Source organism: Actinomadura sp. NPDC048955 (assembly GCF_040649435.1).
Taxonomy (GTDB): Bacteria; Actinomycetota; Actinomycetes; order Streptosporangiales; family Streptosporangiaceae; genus Spirillospora; species Spirillospora luteofluorescens.
Genome location: NZ_JBEZJI010000003.1, coordinates 232,632 through 256,674, shown reverse-complemented (window position 1 = coordinate 256,674; position 24,043 = coordinate 232,632). Strand labels below are relative to the sequence as shown.

The window sequence follows — 24,043 nt, the reverse complement described above, 5'->3', positions numbered from 1 at the left end:
GGTCGGCTCAGCTTGCGCGGTGGGTCTGGTCGGGGACGTTGAAGCCGTTCACGCGGACGTCGGGCTTGGCGGACGTGGCGGAGTAGCGGGCGGTGATGGTCTGCTGCTCGCCGGGCCAGAGGGTGACGTCGTTGTCGCTCCAGCGGATCGGCAGCACCTGCTTGCCGCCGGCGAACAGGTCGGCCCGGGTGAACAGGGCCGGGGTGCCGCCGTGGCCGACGTTGCGGACGATCACGCTCGTCACCATCTCGCGGCCCTCACGATGCGTGGTGGCCTTGACCTTGATGTCGGCGGGCTTGAGGGCGCGCAGCCCGGTCAGGTCGGCGTAACCGTCCTTCTTGAAGACCGCGAACCCGTTGGACGGGGTGTACTGGCCGGGCGCGTGCGTCTTCGGCCAGTCGACCTGGTCGGCCTTCGTCGACAGCCAGTACACGTTGCGGCTGACGACGTCGCTGCCGCGGGTGAGGGTGAGCTTCTCGAAGTAGGTCTTCGAGATTCCGGACGGGACCTTCGGGCGCAGGACGGTGCGGACGTCCTGGCTGCCCAGCGCCCCGACGGGCGCGGTGGCGGTGGCGCGGACCCTGCCGTCGAGGTCGATGATCTGCGCGGTGGCCTTCAGGCCGTCCTGGCGTGCGCCGGTCAGGTTGGCGACCTTCACAGAGCCGTCGTCGTAGGAGTACATGACGTGCACCGGCTCGTTGGCCTTCTTCGCGCCGAAGTAGACGCCCGGCTGGTCGAAGTCGGTGCCGTACATGCTCCACTGGAGCGACGGCCACGCCTTGTTCAGCATCCAGTAGATGATCCCGGTGCTGGGGTTCGCCTTGTCGGTGGAGTTGCCGATGTACGACTCGAACTGCGCGCGGGTGACCTCGTACTCACCGAGCTGGACGGTCTTCTGGTACGAGGCGGCGTCCTTCCAGGGGCCGTACCGGTGCCACAGCGGGGTGTTGTAGACGCCCATCCGGGACAGGCGCGTGTAGTCGGCGTAGAAGAACGTGTGGTACATGTCCTGGCCGGCGGTCTGGCCCTGGGCGGTCGCCGGGTCCCAGATCTTCTTCTGCTCGTCCGGGGGAAGGAAGCGGTTCAGGGAGTCCTGCGTCGGGATGGTGTTGCCGGTGCTGACCTCGGTGTCGAACCCCCAGGCGCTGCCGGTCATGCTGAGCGTCGGGTCGTTGGTGTTGACGGTCTCCCGCCTGTTGTTCCAGAGGGCGTTGGGCGGGAAGTAGTTGTAGCCGCCCTCCTTGGTGCCGGCCGGCCCGAGCTTGGGCGACGACTTGTACTCCGCCGCGGCCACCTGCGGGAGCCGGAAGTCGGCCTGCGCGAACGCCTTCAGGTAGAGGGCCTCCTTCTCCGGGTCGGGCGCGTCGTCGCTGCCTTGGAAGAACGTGAAGACGCTCGGATGGTCGCGGAGCCGCGCCGCCATCGTGCCCGCCTGGTTGGACGCGTTGGCCTTGACCCCGTCTGACCAGGTCGACGACTTGCCCTCCCACAGGGCGCAGCACTGCCAGCCCGGCATGGCGAGGACGCCCGCCCTGTCGAGCTGGGCGAACATGTCGTCGGGCGGGAAGTTGCCCTCGAACCGGACCGCGTTCAGGCCCATGTTCCGGATGTAGGAGATCTGGTCGGAGACGTTGGACGGGGAGTAGCGCAGGAAGAGGTCCGGCGACCATCCGGCGCCGCGGATGACCAGCGGCTTGCCGTTGACGATGAACTGCCGGTAGCCGTCCTTGCCGTGGGTCTTGCCTGGGACGGGCTTGGTGAGCCGCGACGTCACCGTCCGGATGCCGAAGTCCTCGGTTGCGGCGCTGGATACCTTTCCGTCCACGGACGCGTCCAGCGCGAGGTGGTACATCGGCTGGTCGCCCATCTGGTACGGCCACCACACGGCCGGACGCTCCAGGTGCAGGCCGGGGCACTCCGCCTTGGTGATGGTTATGGTGCGAGTCGCACGCGCGGGTACCGTGACCGTGGCCTTGCAGGCGACGCGGGTGGAACCGCGCGTCACCGTCCCCGACACGACCACCCGCTGGGCAGAGCCCGTGTTGTTGCGGACGTCGGCCTTGACGGTCAGGTCGGCGGTGGACAGGTCGGGTGCGTCGTCCTGAAGGACGTGCGCGTTCCGGACCGAGACCGGCCCCTCCTGGACGATCTGCGGCGCGTACTGGAGCCCGGTGTTCTGGTCGGGCGCCATCGGGTTCCAGTCGACCTGGTTCTGGGTCAGGTACCGCATGGGCGTGTCGAACTTGGTGATGTCGGCGTCGTTGCGGGAGACGTCGAGCGCGATGGCGTTCGCCCCGTCCCGGACGTAGCCCGTGATGTCGTATTCCAGCCGCGTGTACGAGCCCTGGAGCTGCGCGGATCCGGCGAGCCTCTTCCCGTTGATCCAGAGGTCGGCCTTTCCGGAGACGCCGTTCATCACCAGCGACGTCCGGCCGCCTTTCCGGGGATGGACGGTGATCTGCTCGCGGTACCACCAGTTCACGTCGAACTGCTTGGCCGGCACCTTCGCCATGTTGTCGTTGTGGAAGATGTTCGGATACCGGCCGTTCTCCAGCAGGCCCGCCATCAGCGTCTCGGGGCGCGACAGCGGCAGCCAGCCCTTCGCCGGGTAGTCCGGCTTGGAGATCTCGGCGCCGGTGTCGCGGACGTCGGCGGAGGATCGGATCGCCCAGCCGGAGGTCAGTTCCGTGGTCCCGGAGGTCCGGATCCTCTGCACGGCGGGCCGGTGCCGGGCGAAGGCGTGCGCCGGCACCGGCGCCAGCGTCCCGCCGAGGGCGAGAACGGCGCACAGCGCGGTGGTTCTGGTCCTGGACCCGCTCATGTGTCCATCACTCCTTCGTGCGGCCGGAGCCGGGCGCTTCCCGTCGGCCGATGCCTTCAATGCTCGGTCCGGAGGCACCGCGCGGGCCGTAGGGCCAGGACGCCAATGGGGGTAGTGCTAAGCCCACTTCACGACGGGAACGGCGGCGTCCAATGGATGCGCCCTGTGCTCTATTGGCGCTGTTCCTCGTTTAAATGCGGAGGCTGGATCTGTGTGATCGTCGCTGTTCCGCGCACGGGCCGCCCCTCGTGCATGGTGATGACGCCGCCGGGTTCGAGGTGGCGCCAGTGGAGCGGAGTGAGTGGGAGCAGCCTGATATGACCGGATCCGCCCGGCGGGATCTCCGGCGCGGACTCGACCCGGATGGCGGCGACGCTCAGGTCGTCGTGGCCTTCGGCGGTCGTCCGGCCGATGGACCACAACGGCCGGAGCTCCCCGTCGTTCGGGACGGGGAGGCGGCGTCCCCCTTCCTCCGGGGGAACCAGCCGCAGGTCAGCTCTGATCAGGCCGTGCAGTGTCTCGGATCGCCGCCAGTGGAACCAGGCGACGTCGCTTTCGAGCCACAGCTGCTGAGCCGCGGCGATGAGCAGGTCCCAGTACCGGACCGTCTGCCACTGGACGCCGTCGAAGTCGTCGAGCACGGCCAGGGCGACCTCCCACTCGTCCTGGGCGAGGTAGTCCCTGACGTCGTCAGCGGTGAGGCCCGCGTCGCTCCTGGTGTGCGCCGGAATGAGATCGGCCGCGCGGCGCAGCAGGTCAGGCACGTCCATGAGCCGATTCTGGCGTCTCGTCCGCGACATCGGGATCCGCGAGTGCGAATCAAATGGATCTCCAGACGGTTCCTCGTATGGATCTATCATCGAGGCCTCCTTCACCGGCGCGCGGAGTGGGGAGTCCTGCGGAGTCCTCTGGCCCGGGTGGTACGCGCTGGTGGCGTGACGCGGTCATCTACCAGATCTACGTGCGCAGTTTCGCCGACGCCGACGGTGACGGCATCGGCGACCTGGGCGGCATCCGCGACCGGCTCCCCTACCTGGCCGCGCTCGGCGTGGACGCATTGTGGATCACGCCGTTCTACGCCTCGCCGATGGTCGACGGCGGCTACGACGTCACGGACTACCGCTCGGTGGATCCGACGTTCGGCACGCTCGCCGACGCCGCCGGCCTGATCGACGACGCGCACGGACTGGGGCTGCGCGTCATCGTCGATATCGTGCCCAACCACACCTCCGACCAGCACGTCTGGTTCCAGGAGGCGCTGGCCGCCGGGATCTCCGGTCCGGCGCGGGAGCGCTACGTCTTCCGGCCGGGACGAGGGGCCGGCGGCGAACTGCCGCCCAACGACTGGGAGTCGGTCTTCGGCGGTCCCGCCTGGACCCGGCTGCCCGACGGGCAGTGGTACCTGCACCTGTTCGCACCGCAGCAGCCCGACCTGAACTGGGAGCACCCGGACGTGCGGGCCGAGTTCGACGACGTCCTGCGGTTCTGGCTGGACTTGGGGGGCGACGGATTCCGCATCGACGTGGCGCACGGCATGGTCAAGGCGGCCGGGCTGCCCGACGTCGGTGACGCGCCCCAGTCGCGCCTGCTCGGACGCGGCAAGGTGCCGTACTTCGACCAGGACGGGGTGCACGACATCCATCGGAGCTGGCGGCGGCTGCTCGACTCCTACCCCGGAGAGCGGATCGGGGTCGCGGAGGCGTGGGCGCCCTCGCTCGAACGGCTGGCCGGTTACGTACGGCCGGACGAGCTCCACCAGGTGTTCAACTTCGACTACATGCGAACCGGCTGGGAGGCCGGCGCGCTGCGCTCGGTGATCGAGAAGTCCCTGGCCTCGACGGGCTCCGTCGGCGCACCCACCACCTGGGTGCTGTCCAACCACGACGTCCAGCGGCATGTCACCCGCTATGGCGACGGCGAGCTCGGACGGCGGCGGGCCCGAGCGGCGGCGCTGCTCACCCTGGCGCTGCCCGGCTCCGCGTACGTGTACCAGGGTGAGGAGCTCGGCCTGCCCGAGGTGCTCGACATCCCGGTCGAGCTGGTGACCGACCCGCAGTTCGAGAGCATCAAGGGCAGCCGTGAGGGGTGCCGGGTTCCGTTGCCGTGGTCCGGCGACGAGCCCCCGTTCGGGTTCGGATCGGGCGGCGGCTGGCTGCCGTCGCCGCCCGAATGGAAATCGCTCACGGTGGAGGCGCAGCAGGACGACGACGCCTCCATGCTGAACCTCTACCGCGAGGCCCTCCGGATCCGGCGCGACCATCCGGCCTTGGGCGACGGTGAGCTGCGCTGGCTGGACGGGCCGCCGAACTGTCTGGTGTTCGAGCGCAGCGGCCATTCCGACGGCCCTGGAATGCTGTGCGCGGTGAACACCGGCGACCGGAACGTCCAGATCACGGCCCGCGGCTCGCTCCGGCTGAGCAGCGGGCCGATCCGTACGGAAGGGCAGGACGCGATCCTCCCACCCGACACGGCCGCCTGGTGGACCGTTATGCCCGAAGAAGTGCCGGTGTCGGCGAATTGAGCACATGTGGAAGTCGGACCCGATCCGGCTTCCACTTGTCGCTTCCACGGGGCCCGCTGCCCGGGGACCGGACCACGGACCGCGGCGTTCGTCCGTCGCCACCGGGATACGGGCCGGTGCTCCGGCCTTCAGGCCGGGCTGGGAGGGCCGCCAAGGCCCGAGCAGTGCCTTAAGTCGGACGGTTCTGCTGCTCGATGTACTGCTTCACGACGGTCAGCGGTGCCCCGTCGGCGGAACCCGCGAAGTACGAACCCGACCACAGCTTGTTGGCCCGGTAGTAGTGCCGCACGAGGTCGGGGAACTCCTGCCGCAGCCGCCGTGAGGAGACGCCCTTGAGGCTGTTGACCAGGCGGGCCACGGCCATCTTGGGCGGGTAGTTGACGAGTAGGTGGACGTGGTTGTTCTCGCCGTTGAACTCGACCAGTTCGGCCTCGAAGTCACGGCACACGTCCCGCATGATCGCTTCCATGCGGGACAGGTGCCGGTCGGCGAACACCTTATGCCGGACCTTCGTCACGAAGACCAAGTGGACATGCATGGCGAAAACGCAGTGTCTGCCAGTGCGGATGTCTTCAAGCTCTGCCATAAACCAACACGGTAGAGTGCTTCTTGTGCGGCTCCGGTTCAACTTCCGCGTGTATCCGACGCCCGGCCAGCAGATCGAGTTGGCGAGGGCGTTCGGGTGCGCACGGGTGGTGTTCAACGACGGGCTGCGCCTGCGGCAGGAAGCCCGCGAGCAGGGCTTGCCGTACGTGTCGGACGCCGAGTTGTCCAAGCGGATCATCACGCTGGCCAAGGCGACCCCGGAACGGGCGTGGCTGGGCGAGGTGTCGTCCGTCGTGCTGCAACAAGCCCTCGCCGACCTCAACACCGCGTACCGGAACTTCTTTGCCTCGGTCTCCGGCAAGCGCAGGGGCCGCAAGGTGGCTCCGCCCCGGTACCGCTCGCGCAAGGACAACCGGCAGGCGATCAGGTTCACGAAGAACTCGCGCTTCAAGGTCCTGGGCAACGGCCGCCTGCGGTTGCCGAAGATCGGTGATCTCGCTGTCCGCTGGTCGCGCGCCCTGCCCTCGACCCCGTCGAGCGTGGCGATCATCAAGGATGCGGCCGGGCGGTATTTCGCCTCGTTCGTGGTGCAGGTGACGGACGAGCCGTTGCCGCCGGCCAAGTCCGAGGTGGGCATCGATCTGGGTCTGACGCACTTCGCGGTGCTGTCGGACGGCACGAAGGTGCCCGCGCCGAAGTTCCTACGGCGCGCCGCCCGCAAGCTCAAGCGGCTGCAACAAGCTCTCGCGCGCAAGCAGCGCGGGAGTCAGAACCGCACGAAGGCCGTCGTCAAGGTCGCCCGCGCCCATGCGCGGGTGGCCGACACCCGGCGGGACTGGCAGCACAAGCTCTCGACGCAGATCATCCGCGAGAACCAAGCGGTGTACGTCGAGGACCTGTGCGTGACCGGTCTCGGCCGGACCCGGCTGGCCAAGTCCGTGCACGATGCGGGCTGGGCCGGCTTCACCGGCATGCTGGAGTACAAAGCCGCCCGGTACGGGCGTGCCTTCGGCCGGGTGGACCGGTTCTTCCCCTCCACCCGCATGTGCTCCGACTGCGGCCGGATCAACGAGAAGATGGCGCTCAACGTCCGAACGTGGGACTGCCCGTGCGGCAGTCACCACGACCGGGACGTCAACGCCGCCAGGAATGTCAGGGCCGCTGGACAGGCGGACCTCAACGCCCGTGGAGCGCACGTAAGACCGGGACTCGTCCCTACAGCGCGCAACGAAGCGGGAACCCACCCCGACGCCGCGCGTTCCGCGCGCAGCGTGGAGGGAATCTCCGTCCTTCAGGGCGGAGAGGATGTCAATTGCGGCGCGCTACGTCGTAGAGGGCGCAGCCGATCAGTTCGAGGGACACTTGCAGCCGCTCCAGGCTGACGTTCTGCGCGATCGTGTCCTCAGGCGAGTGGTAGAACGGCTCCAGCTGGCTGGGCGCCTCACCGCCGCGCCAGCTGAAGTTGCCCGCCGGGATACCGCGCTCGAAGAAGGCCTCGTGGTCACTGGAGCCTCGGGCGGTGGGGCCCTTGGTCTGGTCGGTGTAGCCGAGCCGGTGCGCGGCGGCGTTCACGGCGGCCGTGGTGGTGTTGTCCGCGCCGTCCACGGACAGCAGCCAGTACGTGCCCGCGGGCGGATGGCTGGTGGCGACCATGTCGTTCTGGAAGCAGCCGGTGATCCGCCCGACGCCCGCCTCGTCGAGCTGCTTCACGTAGTGCCGGGCACCGACCAGGCCGTACTCCTCCGAGCCCCACAGGCAGACGCGGACCGCCTGCTGGGTCGGCAGCCGCTTCAGCACGCGCGCCAGTTCCAGGCACAGCACGGTTCCGCTGCCGTCGTCGTTGGCGCCCGGCGAGCCGGGGACGCTGTCGTAGTGCGCGCTGACGATGACGGCCTTGCCGGTGGGGTTCGGCAGCGTCGCCTTACGCTCGGCCAGGACGTTGTACGAGGTCAGCCCCGAGTGGTGGGTGACCGCGAACGACAGTCGCCGGGCGCCCGCGCGGATCCGCTCGCCGTGGTACTCGGCCAGGCCCAGCACCGGGATCGCGACCGTCTCTTTCAGCGTCGGGACGAAGGAGCCGGGCTTGCGCTCGGGATAGGTCTCCGAGCGCGCGTTGACGACGAGCGCCGCCGCGGCCCCGGCGTTCGCGGCGGCTTTGGCCTGTTCGGTCTCCATGCCGGTGATCCGGTCGAACAGCACCAGCCTGCCGCGCACGTCACCGGTGACCTCGGTGACCCGGCCCATGTCCACCACCGTGCCGTCCACCGAGGCGACGGCGCCCTGCGGGGAGGCGCTGCACTGCCAGACCCGCTCGCCCCGGGAGCGGATCTCCGCCAGGTACTTGTCGGCGACCGGGAAGGGCTGCAGTTCGACCGTGTAGCCGAGTTCGCGCAGGCATCCGGCGATGTAGCGGGCGGCGCGGTGCTCCGACGGGGTGCCGGCGATGCGCCAGCCGATCTCGTCGCTGAGCACCTTCAGGTGCCGCAGCGCGCGGCGGGCGTCGACCCGGGCGACCACCGCCTTGTCGCCGGCGGTGAGGGAGGGGGCCAGGAGGGCGCCGGGGCGCCGCCGGGTCGCGGCGGCGGCGGTGCCGGGGAGCAGGCCGACGGTCGCGAACCCGGTGAGGGCCGCGACCCCGGCGAGCAGATCACGGCGCTTGACCTCGGGCATGGGGTCTCCTCGGGAAGATCGACGACGGACGGACAACGAACTTCCCCCGGTTGGAGCGAACATACAAAACCGCCACAAAACAGACAAGACTCTTACGGTCCGCAAACCAGATCGTGATCAGGTGCGCGTGTAAGTCCAGGTCAATGGACCACCCGTTCCGGCCGTTCGATCCGGCCTGACGGTATGCCAATCGAGAAACCGGCCACGTCGAATGGCATCGCATTCCAGGCGCCGCCTGATTCCTTTCATACGGCTCGATGTGAGCCGTGTTCGGACGTCCGGCGGGGACGGCGTGCGGCGATCACATGGCGATCATGAAGGGTCACATTGAGTGATCGATGAGGTCTCCTCGAACGGGGCCCGCGAATTTGGGTCCTGACCGAAAAGGCGGCAGAGGCTAGTGTGAGAGGGAGCTTCCGGTCCTGACCGAAAGGTATCCCTGTGATCCAGCGTCGCCAGTTCCTCCAGACGGCCGCCGCGGCCGCCGTCGCGAGCGGTACCCCCCTCCTGTCCCCCGGGCTCGCGAGAGCCTCCGGCCGCGCCCCGCACGAGGTGGAGGGAACCGTCACCGATCTCGGCCCGGCCAGCGTCAGCACCCCGCTCGGCAACGGCGAGTTCGTGAACGGGGTGCTCTACGCCGGCACCCGCGGCCTGTCCCCCAACGTCGTCGGGGCCTACGACCTGGCCAAGGACACCGTGACCGCCCACGTCGACATCCCGACCGGCATCGGCGTCTGGGCGATGTGCAAGGTCGGCACCGACGTCTACGTGGGCACGCACAGCCAGTCCGACCTCTACCGCCTCGACACCCTGACCGGCTCGGCGGCCAAGGTGGGCGCCTACCCCTACCACTTCATCTGGAACCTCGCCGCGTCCCCCGACGGCAAGGTCTTCCTGGCCATCTCCGAGCCGGGCCGCGTGGTGGAGTACGACCCGGCGAGCGGTGCGAGCCGCGACCTCGGCGTCACGGTCGAGGGCGAGGCGTACGTGCGCAGCATCGCCGCCGACGAGACGACGATCTATGCCGGCGTCGGCGCGAACGCCCACCTCGTGACGATCGACCGCGCCACCGGCGCCAAGCGCGACATCCTCCCGGCCGCGCTCGCGGAACGCGACTTCGTGGCCAGCCTCGACATCTCCGGCACGCACCTCGCGGGCGGCATCTCGTCCAACGGCGAGGTCCTGGTGATGTCCAAGAGCGACCCCGCCGACCACCGCGTCATCACCACGTCCGAGAAGTACATCCCTTCCGTGCTCCTCCACGACGGCTTCGTCTACTTCACCGGACGCCCCTCGGGCACGCTCTACCGCTGCTCGCTCGACGGCGGCGAGGTGGAGACGCTCGGCATCGGGGCGCCGGAGGCCGCCACGCACCGGCTGCTCGCGCACGAGGGGAAGGTGTACGGGGTCCAGGACGGTGCCGTCCTGGTGTTCGACCCGGCCACCAAGGCGCTGGCCTACGTCAGTCTCGTCCAGCGCGGGTTCAAGGCCGCGCCCGAGCAGCCGATGTCGGTGCATTCCGACGGTCGCCGCGTCTACGTGGGCGGCAAGGGCGGGGCCGACATCCACGACATCGTCGCCAAGTCCCGCACGCGGCTGGGCATCCCCGGCGAGCCCAAGACCGCGCTGACCGTGCGCGATCGCACCTACCTCGGCGTCTACACGCAGGGGCTGCTCTACTCGCACCGGCCGGGCGACGCCGAGGCGAAACTGCTCGCCAAGACGGGCAACCAGCAGGACCGGCCGCGCGACCTGGCCTACGACCCGTCGACGGACCTGATCGCCATGACGACCCAGCCGGAGCCGGGGCAGGTCAACGGGGCGCTGTCGCTCTACTCGCCGCGCACCGGAAAGTTCGAGACGCACCGGCCCCTGGTCGAGCGGCAGAGCCTCTACGCGGTGACGTGCCGGCGCGGCGTCGCCTACATCGGCACCAACATCCAGGAGGGGCTCGGCCTGCCGCCCGTGACGACGACCGCCCGGCTCGCCGCGTACGACCTGCGTCGCCGCAAGCTGCTCTGGCAGGTGGAGCCGGTGCCCGGAGCGAAGGTCGTGCCCGGTATCGCGCACACCGAGCGGGCCGTCTACGGCGTCACCGACAGCGGGGTGCTCTTCGAGTTCGACCTGCGCCGCCGGAAGGTGACCCGGACGGTGAAGGTCGGCACGCGCGGTTCCGACCTGCACATCGTGGGCCGCAGCGCGTACACGACGGACGGCCAGGCCGTCTACAAGATCGACCTGGCCGCCCTCACCGTCGAGACGATCGCCGGCGGACTGGCGGGCGAGTGGTTCGGCGGCGAGCCCAAGCTCGCCCTCGACCCCTCGCGCCGCGCGCTCTACGGGGTGAAGGGCCGCAACCTGGTCCGCATCGCGATCACTGGGTGACCTTGGCGGGGACGGTCAGTGCGGGGCACCGGGGGTCGAGCCTGATCCGGGCCAGGTCGCGGCCGATCAGGGCCCAGGCGTTCCACGAGCCGGGCTCGAAGGCCAGCTGCGGGTCGGTGTACCACTCGTCGCCGAGGCCGGTCGCGACGAGCTTGGCCTCGGTGCCCAGCACATGGACGTTCCCCCCGCCGAAGTAGGTGGAGGCGAACACCCGTCCGCGATGCACCTCGATCTCGCCGTACCCGGGCAGCGGGCCCTGGTGTGTGATCGTCCGGGTGGCGAGGTCCATGGCGAACCAGCTCGCGGTGCGCTTGTAGACCCCGTACAGCACGCCGTCGTGCACCTTGATGTCCTGGAACGTCCGGTAGCCCGGCACGGGGTCGGTCTGCCAGAGGACCTTGCGGGTGCCGAGGTCGAACGCGGCGACCGACGCGGACGTCCTGACCGGCGGCGTGCCTCCCCCGCCGAGCACGTCGCCGCCCAGGTAGACGATGCCCGCGGCGGAGTCGAGCGACAGGCTCATCAGGCTCTGGTCGGGGATGACGTCCACGTACACCTGCTTGTCGCCGGTGTCGGGGTCGACCACCGACAGCGCGCCCTTGAGGTTGGCGCCGAGCGGCGCCGTCGCGACGAGCAGCTTGTCGGTGCGGGGGTCGTACTCCAGGTCCCACGGGCGCTGCTGCCCCTGCCCGAGGTAGCCGAGGCTCCGGATCCCGCCGGTGCGGGGGTCGAGCTCGATGATCTGACCGCTCGGGTAGATCGCGGCGTACACCTTGCCGCCGCGCCGGACCATCGCCTTCGGCTCGCCCGGCACCCACAGCCGCCGCTTCCCGCCCGTACGCAGGTCCCGGACGGTCACCGAGTAGTGCCCGCCGACGTAGAGCTCACGGCGGCCGGGGTCGAGCAGGATCGACTGGGGCCGTTCCGAGCCGGTCGTCAGGCCGGCATCGATGAGGTCGGTGTAGGTGACGGCCTTCGTGGTGAGGTCCATCGACCACATGCCGCCGCTGCCGGAGAAGCCGGTGAGCCGGTCGCCGTCCGGTACCAGCCTGCGCGTCTCCTCTCCGAGCCGCGGCGTGCCGAGCTCGGTGGGCGCGGTGTCGCCGGTGCGGTACCGGTAGATGGTGCCGTTGGGCCGGGACGCCAGGTAGGCCGTGCCGTCGGCGCCGAAGGCGATGGTGTCGAGGGAGTTGCCACCGAGGTCGATCGAGCGCAGATCGGTGCCGTCCTTGCGGACGTCGAGGAGCGTCGTGCCGCTCGCGGCGAGCACGCGGTCGCCGCGCTCGGCCACCGCGCCGATCCCGGTGGCGCCCTGCGCCAGCTCGCGCACGGCGCCGTCCGACCGCCGGATCGCGACGAGCTTGCCCTTGTCGAGCAGCCCCGCGTAGACGTTGTCGGCGTCCGCCGCGACCGCGCGGACGTAGCGTTCGCCCGCGGCGAGCACGCCGAAGTCGCGCACGGCACCGGTCGCGGGCACGTACTCCCGGACCCTGCCGTCGGGGTAGGTGCCCGCGTAGATCGTGCCGTCGGGGGCGGTGGTCAGGCTCCAGATGAAACCGCCGTTGCGGCCGAACGAGCTGAGGTGCTTCACCTCGCCCGTCGCCGGGTCGAAGCTGTAGAGGTCGGGCACCGGGTAGGTTCCGATGTAGATCTTGCCGCCGGACACGGTGGTGGCCCAGGCTCCCTCGGCCTCCCCCGCGGTGGGCGCGTCGGGCAGCCTGACCTCGCGGACCACCTTCTTCGTGGCGAGGTCGATCTCGGCGAGCAGCGGCGGCTTCAGGCCCCGGGTGACGACGTAGGCCTTGCCGTCGAGCACCGTGGCCCCGACGATCGCGCCGGTCAGGGACGCGGGGCCGAACGTCGTGTAGCCCGGCGCCGAGCAGGACGCCGGTGAGGCGGTCGCCGCGAGGGCCGGGGTGACCGGTGAGAGCGCGGTTGCGGCCAGGAGGGCAGAGACGATCACGGCCCGGGCCTGGCGGCGGGAACGGCTGGAGTGCATGCCGTACCTCCTCGATAGACTTGTGGCCTGGACCGTAATCAGATGTCGCGGCGCTCGTCAATGCGTTCTCGCCCTTGCTGTCGAGTGGACCGCCCGCTTAGGGTCTTGACCGATATCGGAGAGAGAGTGGTTCGATGACGGCATTCTCGACGGAACGTCTGCTCGGGGAGCTCGAGGTCACCCTCGATCTCGACGTCCTCATCGGCGCCCGCCCGGATCGGGACGGCCCGTCCGGGACCCCCGAGGCGGTCCTCGGCGTGCTCGCCGCGCATCGCGTCGCGGGCGCCGCGGTGGCGAGCCTGCGCGCCGCGCTGTTCGACATGGCCTCGGGCAATGACGAGGTCCTCGCCCTGGCCGCCGAGCGTCCCGAGGTGGTTCCGGTCGGCACCGTCGACCTGCGCGACCCGATCGGCGCCGCGGCGGAGGTCGACCGGCTGGCCGCCGCGTCGGTGCGGGCGGTACGGCTGTTCCCCGACGAGCAGAACGTGGAGGCCGGCTTCCCGTCCGTCCGGCACGTCGCCAAGCGCGCCGCCGGGCACGGCCTGGTCGTGCTCACGGGCGGTGACGTGCGGCGGTTCTGGCGCCCGTTCGGCGGCCTCGGAGCCACCGTCGTCTTCCTCGACACGCACTTCTACCACCTGGGCGACTTCCTGGTCGCGGCGGCCGACGAGCCGGGGTTCCACACCTCCACCCGCCTCCTCAACTCCCCCGACGCGCTGGAGACCGTGGCCGCCCGCCTGGGCGCGGACCGGCTGGTGTTCGGCTCGCGCACGCCGCACGCCGAGACGACCGTGCCGCTGCTGCGCCTGGCCACGAGCGGGCTCGCCCCCGCCGACGTCGCCGCCGTCGCGGGCGGCACCGCCCGCCGCCTCCTGCGACTCGACCCCGGAGCCGCCTCGTGATCATCGACGTGCACGCCCACTGGGGCCCCTGGTTCTTCACCATGGACGTGACGGCCCTGAGCCTGCGGGCCATGGACCGCTACGGCATCGACGTCGCGATCGTGTCGGCGACCGAGGCCGTCGTCTACGACCCGCCGCGCGGCAACCGCGCGCTGGCGGAGGTGCTCGCGACGACCGACCGGCTCTACGGGTACGTGACGGTCAACCCGCGGCGACTCGCCGAGGCCGAGAGGGACCTCGACGCCTACCTGCCCACCGGGCGGTTCGTCGGCGCGAAGATCCACACCGACTACACCGGGTCGCCGGTGACCTCGCCGCAGATGCGCGACGCCCTCGCCCTGCTCGGCTCGCTCGGCTGCCCGGCGCTGGTGCACACGTGGGGGACGTCGGTGCTCGACCTCGCCGCGCTCTGCGAGGAGACCCCGGGCCTGAAGGTGATCGCGGGCCATATGGGCGCGGACGGGTACCGGCACGCGATCGAGGCGGCGAACGGCTGCGACCGGGTCTATCTCGAACCGTGCTGGTCGCAGGCCCCGGCGGGGCGGTTCGCGGAGGTGGCCGCGGCCGTCGATCCCCGGCAGCTGCTCTTCGGCACCGACTCGACGCTCATCGATCCGGCCTCGGCGTTCGGCGCGGTCGCGGCCGCCGGCCTTTCCGAGGAGGTGGCCGAACAGGTCGCGTGGCGCAACGCCGCCGATCTGTTCGGCCTGCCTTCACCCCTCTCACGGACCACGGGAACCGACTCGCAGGCCATGTAGAGGTCGCGTTTCCACGCCTTGGCCGGACCCTGCGGGGGCGCCACAGGCTGCCGGGTGAGCCCATGGCCGGCTCGATCGGCCCTGACCGAAACCTGCGAGGCGCCGCCGGAACGCGCTTTTCGCCCTCGGTTCATGGACCCGAGGACGCGTCCGGCGCCTGGCGTCCAGCACCGGCGGTACCGGTGGCGACATCGTTCGCCGCCGCGTGCCGTCCCGTAAGCGATCATGGACGCGATCGAGATCGACGAGCTCGGTCCCCGGTCACGCGGCACACCGGCGCTCGCCGATGGATCAACCCCCGCGGCGGAGCCGCGGAGCGCGGGGTGGACCACCGGGTTCGTGGCGGCGCGGAGATGCCCGGGATCGTTCCCAGGCATTGACACCCGAAATCCAGCACGGCTACTTTCGGCCTAGACCGTTATTGCCCGCGCTCCGCCCCCTGCCCCCCGCGTCACCTCGAACTAAGGGGTCCGTCCCGATGAAGATCCGTGGCAGCCGCCTTGCGGCGTCGATCACCCTACTCACGCTGACCACCGGGTTCACCGCCGCCTGCGGCGACTCCGGCGGCTCCGACAAGTCGCTGACCCTCTGGATGTATCCGGTCATCACCGACGTCCAGGCGAACAACGCGTACTGGAAGAAGATCGAGACGGACTTCGAGGCCGCCAACTCCGGCACCGACCTCAAGATCGAACTCCAGCCGTGGGACGGGCGCGACACCAAGGTCGCGACCGCGCTGTCCGGAGGCAAGGGCCCCGACGTCGTGCTGCTCGGCCCCGACCAGGTCCCCCAGTACGTCGCCAACGGCACGCTCAGGCCGGTCGACGGCGCGGTGTCCTCGGCCAAGAGCGCCTTCCTCCCCAACGCGCTCAGCGCGCTCAGCGTGGACGGCAAGCTCTACGCCGTCCCCATCTACCACACCGTGACCAGCATGATCTTCAACAAGAAGCTGCTGGCGAAGGCGGGCATCGACACGCCGCCGCAGACCTGGGACGAGATCAGGGCGGCCGCGCCCAAGCTCAAGGCCAAGGGCTACGCCACGCTCGACTACTCGGCGTCCCCCGAGGCCTCGCTCAACATGAACTTCTACCCGCTGCTGTGGCAGGCGGGCGGCAGCGTCTTCTCCCCGGACGGCAAGAAGGCGGCCTTCAACAGCCCCGAGGGGCTGGAGGCGCTCACGTTCCTCACCGACCTCTACAAGGACGGCGCGGTGCCGAAGAGCGCGCTCACCAACAAGAACGTGGTCGCCGACCAGGCGCTCGGCAAGCAGCAGGTCGCCGCCGGGCTGATGAACGTCCCGGCCGACGCCGAGATCGCCGCGAAGACCTGGGGCCAGGAGAACGTCGTCGTCGGCATGCCGCTGATGGGCAAGAAGCGCGTCGGCTTCGGCATTCCCGGCGGACTGGCCGTCAACGCCAGGTCCAAGCACACCGGGGCGGCCGAGAAGTTCCTCAAGTTCATGATCGACCCCAAGCAGATCACCAGCCTCGGCACCGCGTCGGGCTTCGTGTCCCCGCGCACCGACGTGAAGGTTCCGGCGCCCAACCCGCGCGCCGCCAAGTTCGCCGAGGCCCTGCAGTACACCTACCCGGGGGACGCCAACCCGTCGGCCCGGCAGGTCATGGCGCTGCTGCGCACCGAGATCCAGGCCGCGCTCACCGGCAAGAAGACGCCGGAGCAGGCCCTGGAGGACGCCGCGAAGCAGGCGGACGACCTGCTGGCGCGGCAGCGGTAGCCGACCGAGGATGAGCGCGAACGAACGGGCGGGCGGCCGTGGCGGCCCCGGCCACGGACTGGAGGAGGCACCTGTGCCCATGTCCAGCGCGGCTCCCGTCGCCTCCCCTCCCGGCGGCACCGCCGGGAAGGGGCCGGCGGCGGCGAGCGGCACGTCACCGCCCGGCCGCCGGAGGCGGGCCCGGCGGCGCCGGCAGGCCCGGGTCGGACTGCTCTTCGCGGCCCCGATGCTCCTGCTGTTCGTGGTGTTCCGGTTCGGGCCGGTGCTCGGGGCGGTCCTGCTGTCGCTGACCGACTACCGGCTGAGCGGCGAGTGGACGTTCATCGGATTCGAGAACTACACCCGGCTCGGCGGCGACGACCTGTTCTGGGACAGCCTCAGGGTCACGCTGCTGTACGTGGTGATCTTCGTGCCGCTGACCGTGCTCATGTCGCTCGCCACCGCGGCGATGCTGCACCAGGTGGTCTGGCGGCGCGGGCTGTTCCGGGGGATCTTCTTCCTGCCGTACGTGACGAGCATCGTCCTGGCCGCCGTGATCTGGAAGTGGATCTACGACGCCGAGGACGGGCTCGTCAACGGGCTGCTCGGGCTCGCCTCGCTCGGCCCGGTCGACTTCCTCGGCCGCGGCGAGCTGGTGCTCCCCTCGATCGCGCTCACTTCGGCGTGGAAGGGCTTCGGCTACTCGATGCTGATCCTGCTCGCCGGGCTGCAGGCGATCCCGCGGTCCTACACCGAGGCGGCCATGATCGACGGCGCCGGGCCGTGGCAGCGGTTCCGGCACGTCACGCTGCCGCTGCTGCGGCCGGTGCTGTTCTTCGTGATGGTGATCGAGACCATCACCGCGTTCCAGGTCTTCGACGCGATGTACGTCATGACCGGCGGCGGGCCGGTGCGGTCCAGCTTCTCGCTCGTCTACATGCTCTACGACTCGGGCTTCAAGTTCTTCGACTTCGGCTACGCGAGTGCGATCGGTCTGGTGATCTTCGTCTTCGTGCTGGGCGTCTCGCTCGTCCAGCGCCGGTTCCTCGGAAGGGAGGACTGAACGCCATGGCCGCATCCCGCGCCGCTTCGCGCACCGGGCGGCTCACGCTGCCGGTGCTGCTGGTGCTCACCGCGATCGTCACCATCACCCCGTTCGCCGCCATGGTGCTCGTCGCGTTCGCCCCCCAGAGCGGGCAGACCTTCCCGGACGCGCTGCTCCCCGACAAGATCACGTTCGCGAACTTCGAGCACGTGCTGTCCAGTTCCGACGTCCCGCGCTGGACGCTCAACTCGCTGATCTTCTCGTTCGTGTCGGTCGTGCTGATCCTGCTGTTCGCGTCCATGGCGGGCTACGCGTTCGCCAAGAAGCGCTTCCCGGGCCGCGACGCGCTCTTCTGGGCGCTGCTCGCCACGCTGATGGTGCCCTTCCAGGCGACGCTCATCCCGTCCTACATCCTGGTCTCGCGGCTGGGCGGCGTGGACACCTACTGGGGCATGATCGTGCCGACGCTCGCCAACGTGCAGGCGATCTTCCTCATGCGGCAGTTCATCGTGCAGCTGCCGGACGAGCTCTTCGAGGCCGCCGAGATGGACGGCGCCTCGGAGTGGCGGATCTTCACCACGATCGTGCTGCCGCTGGTGCGGCCCGCACTCGCCACCCTGGGCGTCTTCGTCTTCCTCTGGCACTGGAACGACTTCCTGTGGCCGCTGGTCATCGGGCAGTCCGGCGAGATGCAGACCCTCACCGTCGGGCTGGCGACGCTGCAGAGCGAGAACGTGCCGATCAACCAGATCATGGCGGGCGCGACCATCACGGTGGTGCCGAGCCTCCTGGTCTTCGGCCTGCTCCAGCGCTACCTCACCGACAGCATCGCGATGACGGGGCTCAAGGGCTGACCGGTCCATGATCATCGACATCGACCGCGTGCTCGGTCCGATCCCCGGTGACGACGTGGCGAGCGCGGACGAGGAGGGCCTGGTCGCCGAACTCGACCGGCACCGCATCGACCTCGCCTGCGTCGTGCACTCGCGCGCGCTCTTCTACGACCCGACCGAGCCTCCGCCGCGGACGGTGTCCGATCGCCTGGTGCCGGTGCCCGTTCTGGTGCCGGGACCGCTCGGCACCGGGGGCACCGCGGCGCGGCTGGTGCGGCTCTGCCCGGCCGAGCACCGTTTCGCGCTCACCGGTCCGCACTGCCTGGCGCTGGCCGGCGACCTGGCCGATCAGGGCACGGCGGTGCTGCTGGGGTGGGAGTCGGCGACGTTCGAGGGGATTCACCGGCTCGCGACGCGGCACCCCGGGCTGCGCCTCATCCTCACCGGCACCGGTTACCGGAGCCTGCGCGAACTGGCCGACCTGATGGACGCCCACACCCGGATCGGCGTCGACACCGCGACGCTGAACGGGCACCTGCACGTCGAGTGGCTGGTCCGCCGCTACGGTGCGCACCGCGTGTGGTTCGGCACGGGCGCGCCGATCAGCGACGACGCCGGGCCGCGCTTCCAGCTGGACCACCTCGACCTCCCCGCCGCCGACGTCGCGCTGATCGCCGGCGGCAACGCGCGCGACCTGCTCGAACTCGATCACGAGGGCCGATGAACGATCAGGACGCCTGGCACGGCAAGGTCATCGACGCCCACGGCCACCTCGGCGGCTGGTTCAACTTCGCCATCCCCGACACCTCGGCCGAGAGCCTGGTCGCGGTGATGGACCGCTGCGGCGTGGCCACGATGTGCGTCTCGCACCTGCTCGGCGTCGGCCCGGACGCCCGCGCGGGCAACGCCCTCCTGCTCGCGGAACTGGCCCGGTGGCCCGGCCGGTACCTCGGGTACGCCGTGTACGACCCGCACGATCCGCAGGCTCCCGGACGGCTGCGCGACCTCCTCGGCGAGCCCGGCGTGATCGGGGTGAAGCTGCATCCCGAGACGCACCGGCACCCGCTCGACGGCCCCGGCTACGAGCCCGCGTTCGCCGTCGCCGCCGCGTCCGGCGCGATCGTGCTCTCCCACGGCGAGTACGGCTCGCCCTGGTCCGGCCCGGCGCGCTTCGCGACCGTCGCCGGACGCCATCCGACCGTCCCGCTGCTGATGGGCCACGCCGGGCTGTGGCCCTCCGGCTTCGCCGCCGCGGCGGACGTCGCGAAGCGGTGCCCGAACGTGGTGCTGGAGATCTGCGGCTCGCGGATGACCGCCCGGCACCTGGCCCGCCTGGTGGCGGCCGCCGGCGCGGACCGCATGGTGTTCGGCTCGGACGCGCTCTTCCTCGACCTGCGCGTCGGGCTCGGCCGCGTCGTGCCGGCACGGCTCGACCCGGCCGACCGCGACCTGCTCCTCTTCGGCACGATGACCCGGCTTCTGGAAGGAGCACGATGAGGCTGGCCCTCGACGGCGGCACCCCCGTCCACACCTCCGGCTGGCCCGCCTGGCCGCCGCCCGCCACCCCCGAGCAGCGCGAGTCGCTGCTGGAGGTGCTGGACGGCGGCGCGTGGGGAGCGACGGGCGGGACCAAGGTCGCCGGGTTCGCGACGGCGTTCGCCGCCTCCGTCGGCGCGGAGCACGGTGTCTGCGTGGTGAACGGCACGGTCGGGCTCTTCCTGGCACTGCGCGCCCTCGGCGTCGGTCCCGGCGACGAGGTGATCGTGCCCGCCTACACGTTCGTGGCCAGCGCGACCTCGGTGGTGCTCGCGGGCGCCCGGCCCGTGCTCGCCGACGTCACCCCGGACACGCTGCACCTGGATCCCGCGGCGGTGGAACGCGCGATCACGCCGCGCACCAGAGCGATCATGCCCGTGCACCTGGCGGGCGCCCCCACGGACACCGAGAGCCTCCGGGCGTTCGGGATCCCGCTCGTGGAGGACGCCGCGCAGGCGCACGGCGCCGCCCGGCACGGGCGTCCGGCGGGGTCGCTCGGCGCCGTGGCCTGCTTCAGCTTCCAGTCGAGCAAGGCGATGACCGCCGGAGAGGGCGGCATCGTCGTGACCGGCGACCGGGCGGTGTACGAGCGCCTCTGGTCGCTGCACAACGTCGGGCGGCGGCTCGGCGGCGGCTGGTACGAGCACCCCGAGATCGGCTGGAACCTGCGCATGACGGAGTTCCAGGCGGCCGTGCTGGCTCCCCAGCTCGCCCTGCTCGACGGCCAGGTGGCCGCCCGCGAGCGCGCCGCCGCGTACCTGGCCGGGGAACTGGCCGCGGTCGGCGGGCTGAGCCTGCTGCCCGGGCCGGAGGGGACGACGCGGCACAGCAGGCACCTCGGCATCGTGCGCTACGCGCCGGCGGAGTTCGGCGGACGGTCCAAGGCCGACTTCATCGCGGCGATGGCGGCCGAGGGGGTCCCGCTGGACGCCGGGTACCGCTCCCTGTCCAGGGAGACCGCCCTCCGACCGCACGTGGGCGAGGCGTGCTGCCCGGTGGCCGAGACCGCCGAGGACTCGGTCGTCTGGCTCCGGCAGAACCTCCTGATGGCCGACGACGACGCGCTGGCCGACATCGCGGCCGCCGCGGCCAAGGTCAGGCGCGAGTTCCGGGCTCAGCCGGAATTGACGTGACCGAAAGCCTCGATGGCGCGGAGGGCGTCCGCCTGCGACATGCCGGGCGGCTGGACGCGCAGCACGACCCCGTCGGCGCCCATCGCCGCGTAGTGCTCCAGCCGTTCCGCGCACTGGCCGGGCGAGCCGATCACGCTCCGGGCGGCGATCTCGTCCCAGCCCTGCGCGTAGCGCGCCGCGTCCGAGGACGTGCGCTTCCAGCCCGTGTACGCGTCGTACAGATCGCGCAGCGGTGCCTCCAGCGCCTCGCGCGCACCCTGCGACGTCGGCGCGCAGTAGCCCTCCCGGCAGACGATGACCTCGGCGCCCAGCGTGCCGGGGCCCCGCTCGTACGCGCGGTACTCCCCGATCTTCCCGGGGAGGTCGGCGTCGAGCTCGTTGAACGACGTCGTCCAGCCGTCGCACATGCGAGCGGTCCGCTCCAGCACGGCCGAGACCCGGCCGCCGTTCCAGATCCTCGGGCGCGGCGCCCGGACGGGACGCGGGGCCAGGAACGCCTCTTCGACCTGCGTGAACCTCCCCTCGAACGTCACCTCGTCCTCCGTCCACAGCCGGGTGAGGAGCGCCAGGCCCTCCTCGAACCGGGCGACCCGCTCCCGCCGGTCGACCCCGAAGAGGGCGAACTCCTCGGGCCGGTAGCCGAGCACGAACCCGGCCGTCAGCCGGCCGCCCGACAGCACGTCGATGTGCGCGAGGGCCTGGGCCAGCGCGACCGGGTGGTAGAACGGCGCGACGATCCCGGCGGTGGCCAGCCCGATGCGTTCGGTGTGCGCCGCGATCCAGGTCAGCGAGGTGAGGATCTCGTGGTAGCCGGGCCGGTGCAGGTGGCGTTCGCCCAGCACGACCCAGTCGAAGCCGGCCTGCTCGGCGAGCCGCGCCTGTTCGACGGCGTCGTCCAGGGACGGGCGGTCCGCCGCGTCACCGTACAGGTTCAGATACAGGCCGAGGCGCATGGGGCCGCCCTCCAGTCGTCGGTGGCATTGACATCAACCGAGCACGCTACTTACGGTCTAGACCGTAAATCATTTGCCCTCTCATTGCGACCCCAGCAGAGGAGTCAGCCTTGAGCGTCGCCCTCCCCCGCCCCGGCGAGCGCCCGCCCGCGACCGCGGGCCCGATCGCCGCGATCCGCACGCGGGTCGTCCGGGCCCCCTACCGCCGCCCGTTCCAGATCAGCAGCGGGATCAGCACGGAGCTGATCAGCCTGGTGGCGGAGGTGGAGACGGCGGACGGGGCGATCGGCGTGGGCGAGACCTCGCCGATGACCGCCTATACCGGCGAGACGCTGGCGGGCGTCGCCGCGGCCGTCGAGGAGCACCTCACCCCCGCCCTGATCGGCCTCGACCCGCTCGACCGGGCCGGCGCGCACGTCGCGATGGACGTCGCGCTGCGCGGCCAGCACGTCGCCAAGGCCGCCCTCGACATCGCGCTGCACGACCTGGCCGGGCGGCTCGCCGGCTGGCCGGTCACCGCGCTGCTCGGCGGCCGGGTGCGCAGCCGGGTCCCGATCGCCTGGGTGGTCGGGCTCGGCACGCCGGACGAGATGGCGGCGGAGGCCGCGGACTACGCCGGTCGCGGGTTCCGGCACATCAAGATCAAGGGCGGCCACGACCCCCGGCGCGACCTCGACCTCGTGCGCGCCGTCCGGTCCGTGCTGCCCGCCGGCACCGAACTCTGCCTGGACGCCAACGAGGGCTACGACCTCTCCGCGCTGCCGGCGCTGGCCAGGATGGCCGACGCCGGGCTCTCCCTGCTGGAGCAGCCGCTGCCGCACTGGGACCTGGCGGGCCTGGCCCGGCTCCGCGAGCGCCTGGACGTCCCGGTGATGGTGGACGAGAGCATGCAGTCGCCGCAGGACGCGCTGGAGATCGTCCGGCGCGGCGCGGCCGACGTGCTCAACATCAAGATCCTCAAGGTGGGCGGGCTGCACCCCGCCCTGCGGATCGCGGCCATCGCGGAAGCGGCCGGGCTGGCGGTGAAGATCGGCTCCATGCCGGAGCTGGGCGTGGCGACGCTGGCCGCGCTCCACCTGGCCGCCGCGCTGCCGGGCGCCACCGTCCCCCCGGACCTGGTGGGGCCGCTGCTGGTCCGGGAGGAACCGCTGGCGCCCTCGGTGTTCACCGCCGTCGACGGATGGGTGGACGTCCCGACCGCTCCCGGCCTCGGCCACGACCTGTGATCCGGAACGGAGACACGACGATGCACGATCTGGTCGACCGATTGCGCGGCACGCTCCTGCCCGCCGTGGTGACCCCGATGGACCGGCACGGCGTCGTGGACCACGACGCCCTCGCGGCGTACGCCGCGCGGATCGCCGCCGAGGACATCGGCGGCGTGGCCGTGTGGGCCCACACCGGTCGCGGGCTCCACCTGGCCGACGACGACCGCGCGAGGGTGCTGACGACCTGGCGGCAGGCCACCGCGGCGCCCATCGTGGCAGGCGTCGGGGTGCCGCGGTCGGTCTCCGCCCCGACCCTGGCCGCCGCCGCGGACGCGACGGTGGCTATGGCGGTGCGGGCGGCGGAGCTGGGTGCGGACGCCGTCATGGTCTACCCGCTGGCCGCGCTCCGCGAGGAGCCCGACGGGCACGGTCAGGCCGTACGGCTGCACCAGCGGGTGGCCGCCGAGAGCGGGCTGCCGCTCGTCGGGTTCTACCTGCACGCGGAGGCGGGCGGCTACCCGTACCCGCCCGAGCTGATCCGCGACCTGCTGGCGCTCCCCGCGATGCTCGGCATCAAGACCGCGACGCTCGACAGCGCCATCGGCTGCCAGGACGCGATCTGGGCGGGCCGCGGCACCGGCAGGCTCTCCATCACCGGCGAGGACCGCATGTTCGGCCCCTCGTTCATGTGGGGCGCCGACACCGCGCTCGTCGGCATCGCCGCGGCGCAGGCCGCGCTGAGCGCACGCGTGCTGCGGGCCTGGACGGGACGCGACCACGCGGCGTTCGTCGAGGCCTCCGACCGGCTCGACCGGTTCGCGGCGGCGACGTTCTACGCGCCGATCGAGGGCTACGTGCAGCGCATGCTGTGGGCCGCGGTCTGGGAGGGGCTCGTCCCCGAGGACTCGGCGCACGACCCGTACGGGCCCGCCCTGCCGCCCGCGGAACGCGACCGGGTGATCGCCTGCCTGGAGGACCTGCGCGCCACCGCGGCGCAGTGATCAGCCGGCTCCGGTGCG

19 protein-coding genes are annotated in these 24,043 nt (G+C 71.2%); 13 read left to right on the top strand and 6 right to left on the bottom strand.

Annotation, left to right across the window (positions count from 1 at the left end; translation table 11 throughout):
• Positions 1-7 precede the first annotated feature (7 nt).
• Complete coding sequence (locus AB0C84_RS04995; protein ID WP_361061226.1) at positions 8-2,821, bottom strand: sugar-binding domain-containing protein; 2,814 nt, start codon at positions 2,819-2,821, stop codon at positions 8-10.
• Between the two features lie 170 nt (positions 2,822-2,991).
• A complete protein-coding gene (locus AB0C84_RS04990) occupies positions 2,992-3,591 on the bottom strand; it encodes a hypothetical protein (RefSeq protein ID WP_361061224.1) in 600 nt (199 codons plus the stop codon).
• 191 nt (positions 3,592-3,782) lie between these two features.
• Here AB0C84_RS04990 and AB0C84_RS04985 point away from each other — a divergent pair, with 191 nt between their 5' ends.
• Complete coding sequence (locus tag AB0C84_RS04985) at positions 3,783-5,342, top strand: glycoside hydrolase family 13 protein (RefSeq protein WP_361061222.1); 1,560 nt, start codon at positions 3,783-3,785, stop codon at positions 5,340-5,342.
• Positions 5,343-5,511: 169 nt separating this feature from the next.
• On the opposite strand, the gene tnpA is transcribed toward AB0C84_RS04985, so the two are convergent.
• Positions 5,512-5,928, bottom strand: a complete 417-nt coding sequence (gene tnpA / locus AB0C84_RS04980) for an IS200/IS605 family transposase (protein WP_361061220.1) — start codon at positions 5,926-5,928, stop codon at positions 5,512-5,514.
• A gap of 25 nt (positions 5,929-5,953) precedes the next feature.
• On the opposite strand from tnpA, the gene AB0C84_RS04975 reads away from it, so the two are divergent.
• Entirely contained in the window at positions 5,954-7,270 is a 1,317-nt protein-coding gene (locus AB0C84_RS04975; RefSeq protein WP_361061218.1) for a transposase, read from the top strand.
• Here the strand turns inward: AB0C84_RS04975 and AB0C84_RS04970 are convergent.
• On the bottom strand, positions 7,197-8,558 hold the full coding sequence (locus AB0C84_RS04970) for a M20/M25/M40 family metallo-hydrolase (RefSeq protein WP_361061216.1): 1,362 nt from the start codon (positions 8,556-8,558) through the stop codon (positions 7,197-7,199). The genes AB0C84_RS04975 and AB0C84_RS04970 overlap by 74 nt on opposite strands.
• 441 nt (positions 8,559-8,999) lie before the next feature.
• Between AB0C84_RS04970 and AB0C84_RS04965 the strand changes: the two genes are divergently transcribed.
• A complete protein-coding gene (locus tag AB0C84_RS04965; protein ID WP_361061214.1) occupies positions 9,000-10,943 on the top strand; it encodes a hypothetical protein in 1,944 nt (647 codons plus the stop codon).
• Here the strand turns inward: AB0C84_RS04965 and AB0C84_RS04960 are convergent.
• Positions 10,933-12,942 carry a hypothetical protein gene (locus AB0C84_RS04960; RefSeq protein ID WP_361061212.1) on the bottom strand — a complete coding sequence of 670 codons (2,010 nt, stop codon included), beginning with the start codon at positions 12,940-12,942 and terminating at the stop codon, positions 10,933-10,935. The genes AB0C84_RS04965 and AB0C84_RS04960 overlap by 11 nt on opposite strands.
• A 134-nt stretch (positions 12,943-13,076) precedes the next feature.
• Here AB0C84_RS04960 and AB0C84_RS04955 point away from each other — a divergent pair, with 134 nt between their 5' ends.
• From AB0C84_RS04955 to AB0C84_RS04920, 8 genes are all read left to right on the top strand, one after another.
• The gene (locus AB0C84_RS04955) at positions 13,077-13,844 is read left to right on the top strand and encodes an amidohydrolase family protein (protein ID WP_258944536.1); all 768 of its coding nucleotides are present in this window, start codon (positions 13,077-13,079) and stop codon (positions 13,842-13,844) included.
• Positions 13,841-14,602: an amidohydrolase family protein gene (locus AB0C84_RS04950; protein ID WP_361061210.1), complete on the top strand. Its 762-nt coding sequence runs from the start codon at positions 13,841-13,843 to the stop codon at positions 14,600-14,602. Before AB0C84_RS04955 ends, AB0C84_RS04950 begins: the two co-directional genes overlap by 4 nt.
• Before the next feature lie 478 nt (positions 14,603-15,080).
• A complete protein-coding gene (locus tag AB0C84_RS04945) occupies positions 15,081-16,337 on the top strand; it encodes a sugar ABC transporter substrate-binding protein (protein WP_361061208.1) in 1,257 nt (418 codons plus the stop codon).
• Positions 16,338-16,347: 10 nt separating this feature from the next.
• The gene (locus AB0C84_RS04940; protein ID WP_361061206.1) at positions 16,348-17,379 is read left to right on the top strand and encodes a sugar ABC transporter permease; all 1,032 of its coding nucleotides are present in this window, start codon (positions 16,348-16,350) and stop codon (positions 17,377-17,379) included.
• A gap of 5 nt (positions 17,380-17,384) precedes the next feature.
• Positions 17,385-18,215: a carbohydrate ABC transporter permease gene (locus AB0C84_RS04935; protein ID WP_361061204.1), complete on the top strand. Its 831-nt coding sequence runs from the start codon at positions 17,385-17,387 to the stop codon at positions 18,213-18,215.
• Between the two features lie 7 nt (positions 18,216-18,222).
• Positions 18,223-18,918 carry an amidohydrolase family protein gene (locus AB0C84_RS04930; RefSeq protein WP_361061202.1) on the top strand — a complete coding sequence of 232 codons (696 nt, stop codon included), beginning with the start codon at positions 18,223-18,225 and terminating at the stop codon, positions 18,916-18,918.
• Positions 18,915-19,691 (top strand): amidohydrolase family protein, encoded by a 777-nt coding sequence (locus AB0C84_RS04925; RefSeq protein WP_361061200.1) that lies wholly within the window; start codon positions 18,915-18,917, stop codon positions 19,689-19,691. The genes AB0C84_RS04930 and AB0C84_RS04925 overlap by 4 nt, the downstream gene beginning before the upstream one ends.
• On the top strand, positions 19,688-20,863 hold the full coding sequence (locus AB0C84_RS04920) for a DegT/DnrJ/EryC1/StrS family aminotransferase (protein WP_361061198.1): 1,176 nt from the start codon (positions 19,688-19,690) through the stop codon (positions 20,861-20,863). Before AB0C84_RS04925 ends, AB0C84_RS04920 begins: the two co-directional genes overlap by 4 nt.
• Here AB0C84_RS04920 and AB0C84_RS04915 read toward each other — a convergent pair.
• Positions 20,845-21,816: an LLM class flavin-dependent oxidoreductase gene (locus AB0C84_RS04915; RefSeq protein ID WP_258944528.1), complete on the bottom strand. Its 972-nt coding sequence runs from the start codon at positions 21,814-21,816 to the stop codon at positions 20,845-20,847. The genes AB0C84_RS04920 and AB0C84_RS04915 overlap by 19 nt on opposite strands.
• 110 nt (positions 21,817-21,926) lie before the next feature.
• Here AB0C84_RS04915 and AB0C84_RS04910 point away from each other — a divergent pair, with 110 nt between their 5' ends.
• Positions 21,927-23,042 carry an enolase C-terminal domain-like protein gene (locus AB0C84_RS04910; protein WP_258944527.1) on the top strand — a complete coding sequence of 372 codons (1,116 nt, stop codon included), beginning with the start codon at positions 21,927-21,929 and terminating at the stop codon, positions 23,040-23,042.
• Between the two features lie 20 nt (positions 23,043-23,062).
• On the top strand, positions 23,063-24,025 hold the full coding sequence (locus tag AB0C84_RS04905; RefSeq protein ID WP_361061195.1) for a dihydrodipicolinate synthase family protein: 963 nt from the start codon (positions 23,063-23,065) through the stop codon (positions 24,023-24,025).
• Positions 24,026-24,043 lie beyond the last annotated feature (18 nt).

What these genes read in the sequence shown, in the direction of transcription:
- AB0C84_RS04915 (WP_258944528.1), bottom strand. Translation starts at nt 21,816, where the DNA reads ATGCGCCTCGGCCTGTATCTGAACCTGTACGGTGACGCGGCGGACCGC.
- AB0C84_RS04905 (WP_361061195.1), top strand. Translation starts at nt 23,063, where the DNA reads ATGCACGATCTGGTCGACCGATTGCGCGGCACGCTCCTGCCCGCCGTG.
- AB0C84_RS04960 (WP_361061212.1), bottom strand. Translation starts at nt 12,942, where the DNA reads ATGCACTCCAGCCGTTCCCGCCGCCAGGCCCGGGCCGTGATCGTCTCT.
- AB0C84_RS04990 (WP_361061224.1), bottom strand. Translation starts at nt 3,591, where the DNA reads ATGGACGTGCCTGACCTGCTGCGCCGCGCGGCCGATCTCATTCCGGCG.
- AB0C84_RS04945 (WP_361061208.1), top strand. Translation starts at nt 15,081, where the DNA reads ATGAAGATCCGTGGCAGCCGCCTTGCGGCGTCGATCACCCTACTCACG.
- AB0C84_RS04970 (WP_361061216.1), bottom strand. Translation starts at nt 8,558, where the DNA reads ATGCCCGAGGTCAAGCGCCGTGATCTGCTCGCCGGGGTCGCGGCCCTC.
- AB0C84_RS04995 (WP_361061226.1), bottom strand. Translation starts at nt 2,821, where the DNA reads ATGAGCGGGTCCAGGACCAGAACCACCGCGCTGTGCGCCGTTCTCGCC.
- AB0C84_RS04935 (WP_361061204.1), top strand. Translation starts at nt 17,385, where the DNA reads ATGGCCGCATCCCGCGCCGCTTCGCGCACCGGGCGGCTCACGCTGCCG.
- AB0C84_RS04920 (WP_361061198.1), top strand. Translation starts at nt 19,688, where the DNA reads ATGAGGCTGGCCCTCGACGGCGGCACCCCCGTCCACACCTCCGGCTGG.
- AB0C84_RS04925 (WP_361061200.1), top strand. Translation starts at nt 18,915, where the DNA reads ATGAACGATCAGGACGCCTGGCACGGCAAGGTCATCGACGCCCACGGC.
- AB0C84_RS04930 (WP_361061202.1), top strand. Translation starts at nt 18,223, where the DNA reads ATGATCATCGACATCGACCGCGTGCTCGGTCCGATCCCCGGTGACGAC.
- tnpA (WP_361061220.1), bottom strand. Translation starts at nt 5,928, where the DNA reads ATGGCAGAGCTTGAAGACATCCGCACTGGCAGACACTGCGTTTTCGCC.
- AB0C84_RS04940 (WP_361061206.1), top strand. Translation starts at nt 16,348, where the DNA reads ATGAGCGCGAACGAACGGGCGGGCGGCCGTGGCGGCCCCGGCCACGGA.
- AB0C84_RS04955 (WP_258944536.1), top strand. Translation starts at nt 13,077, where the DNA reads ATGACGGCATTCTCGACGGAACGTCTGCTCGGGGAGCTCGAGGTCACC.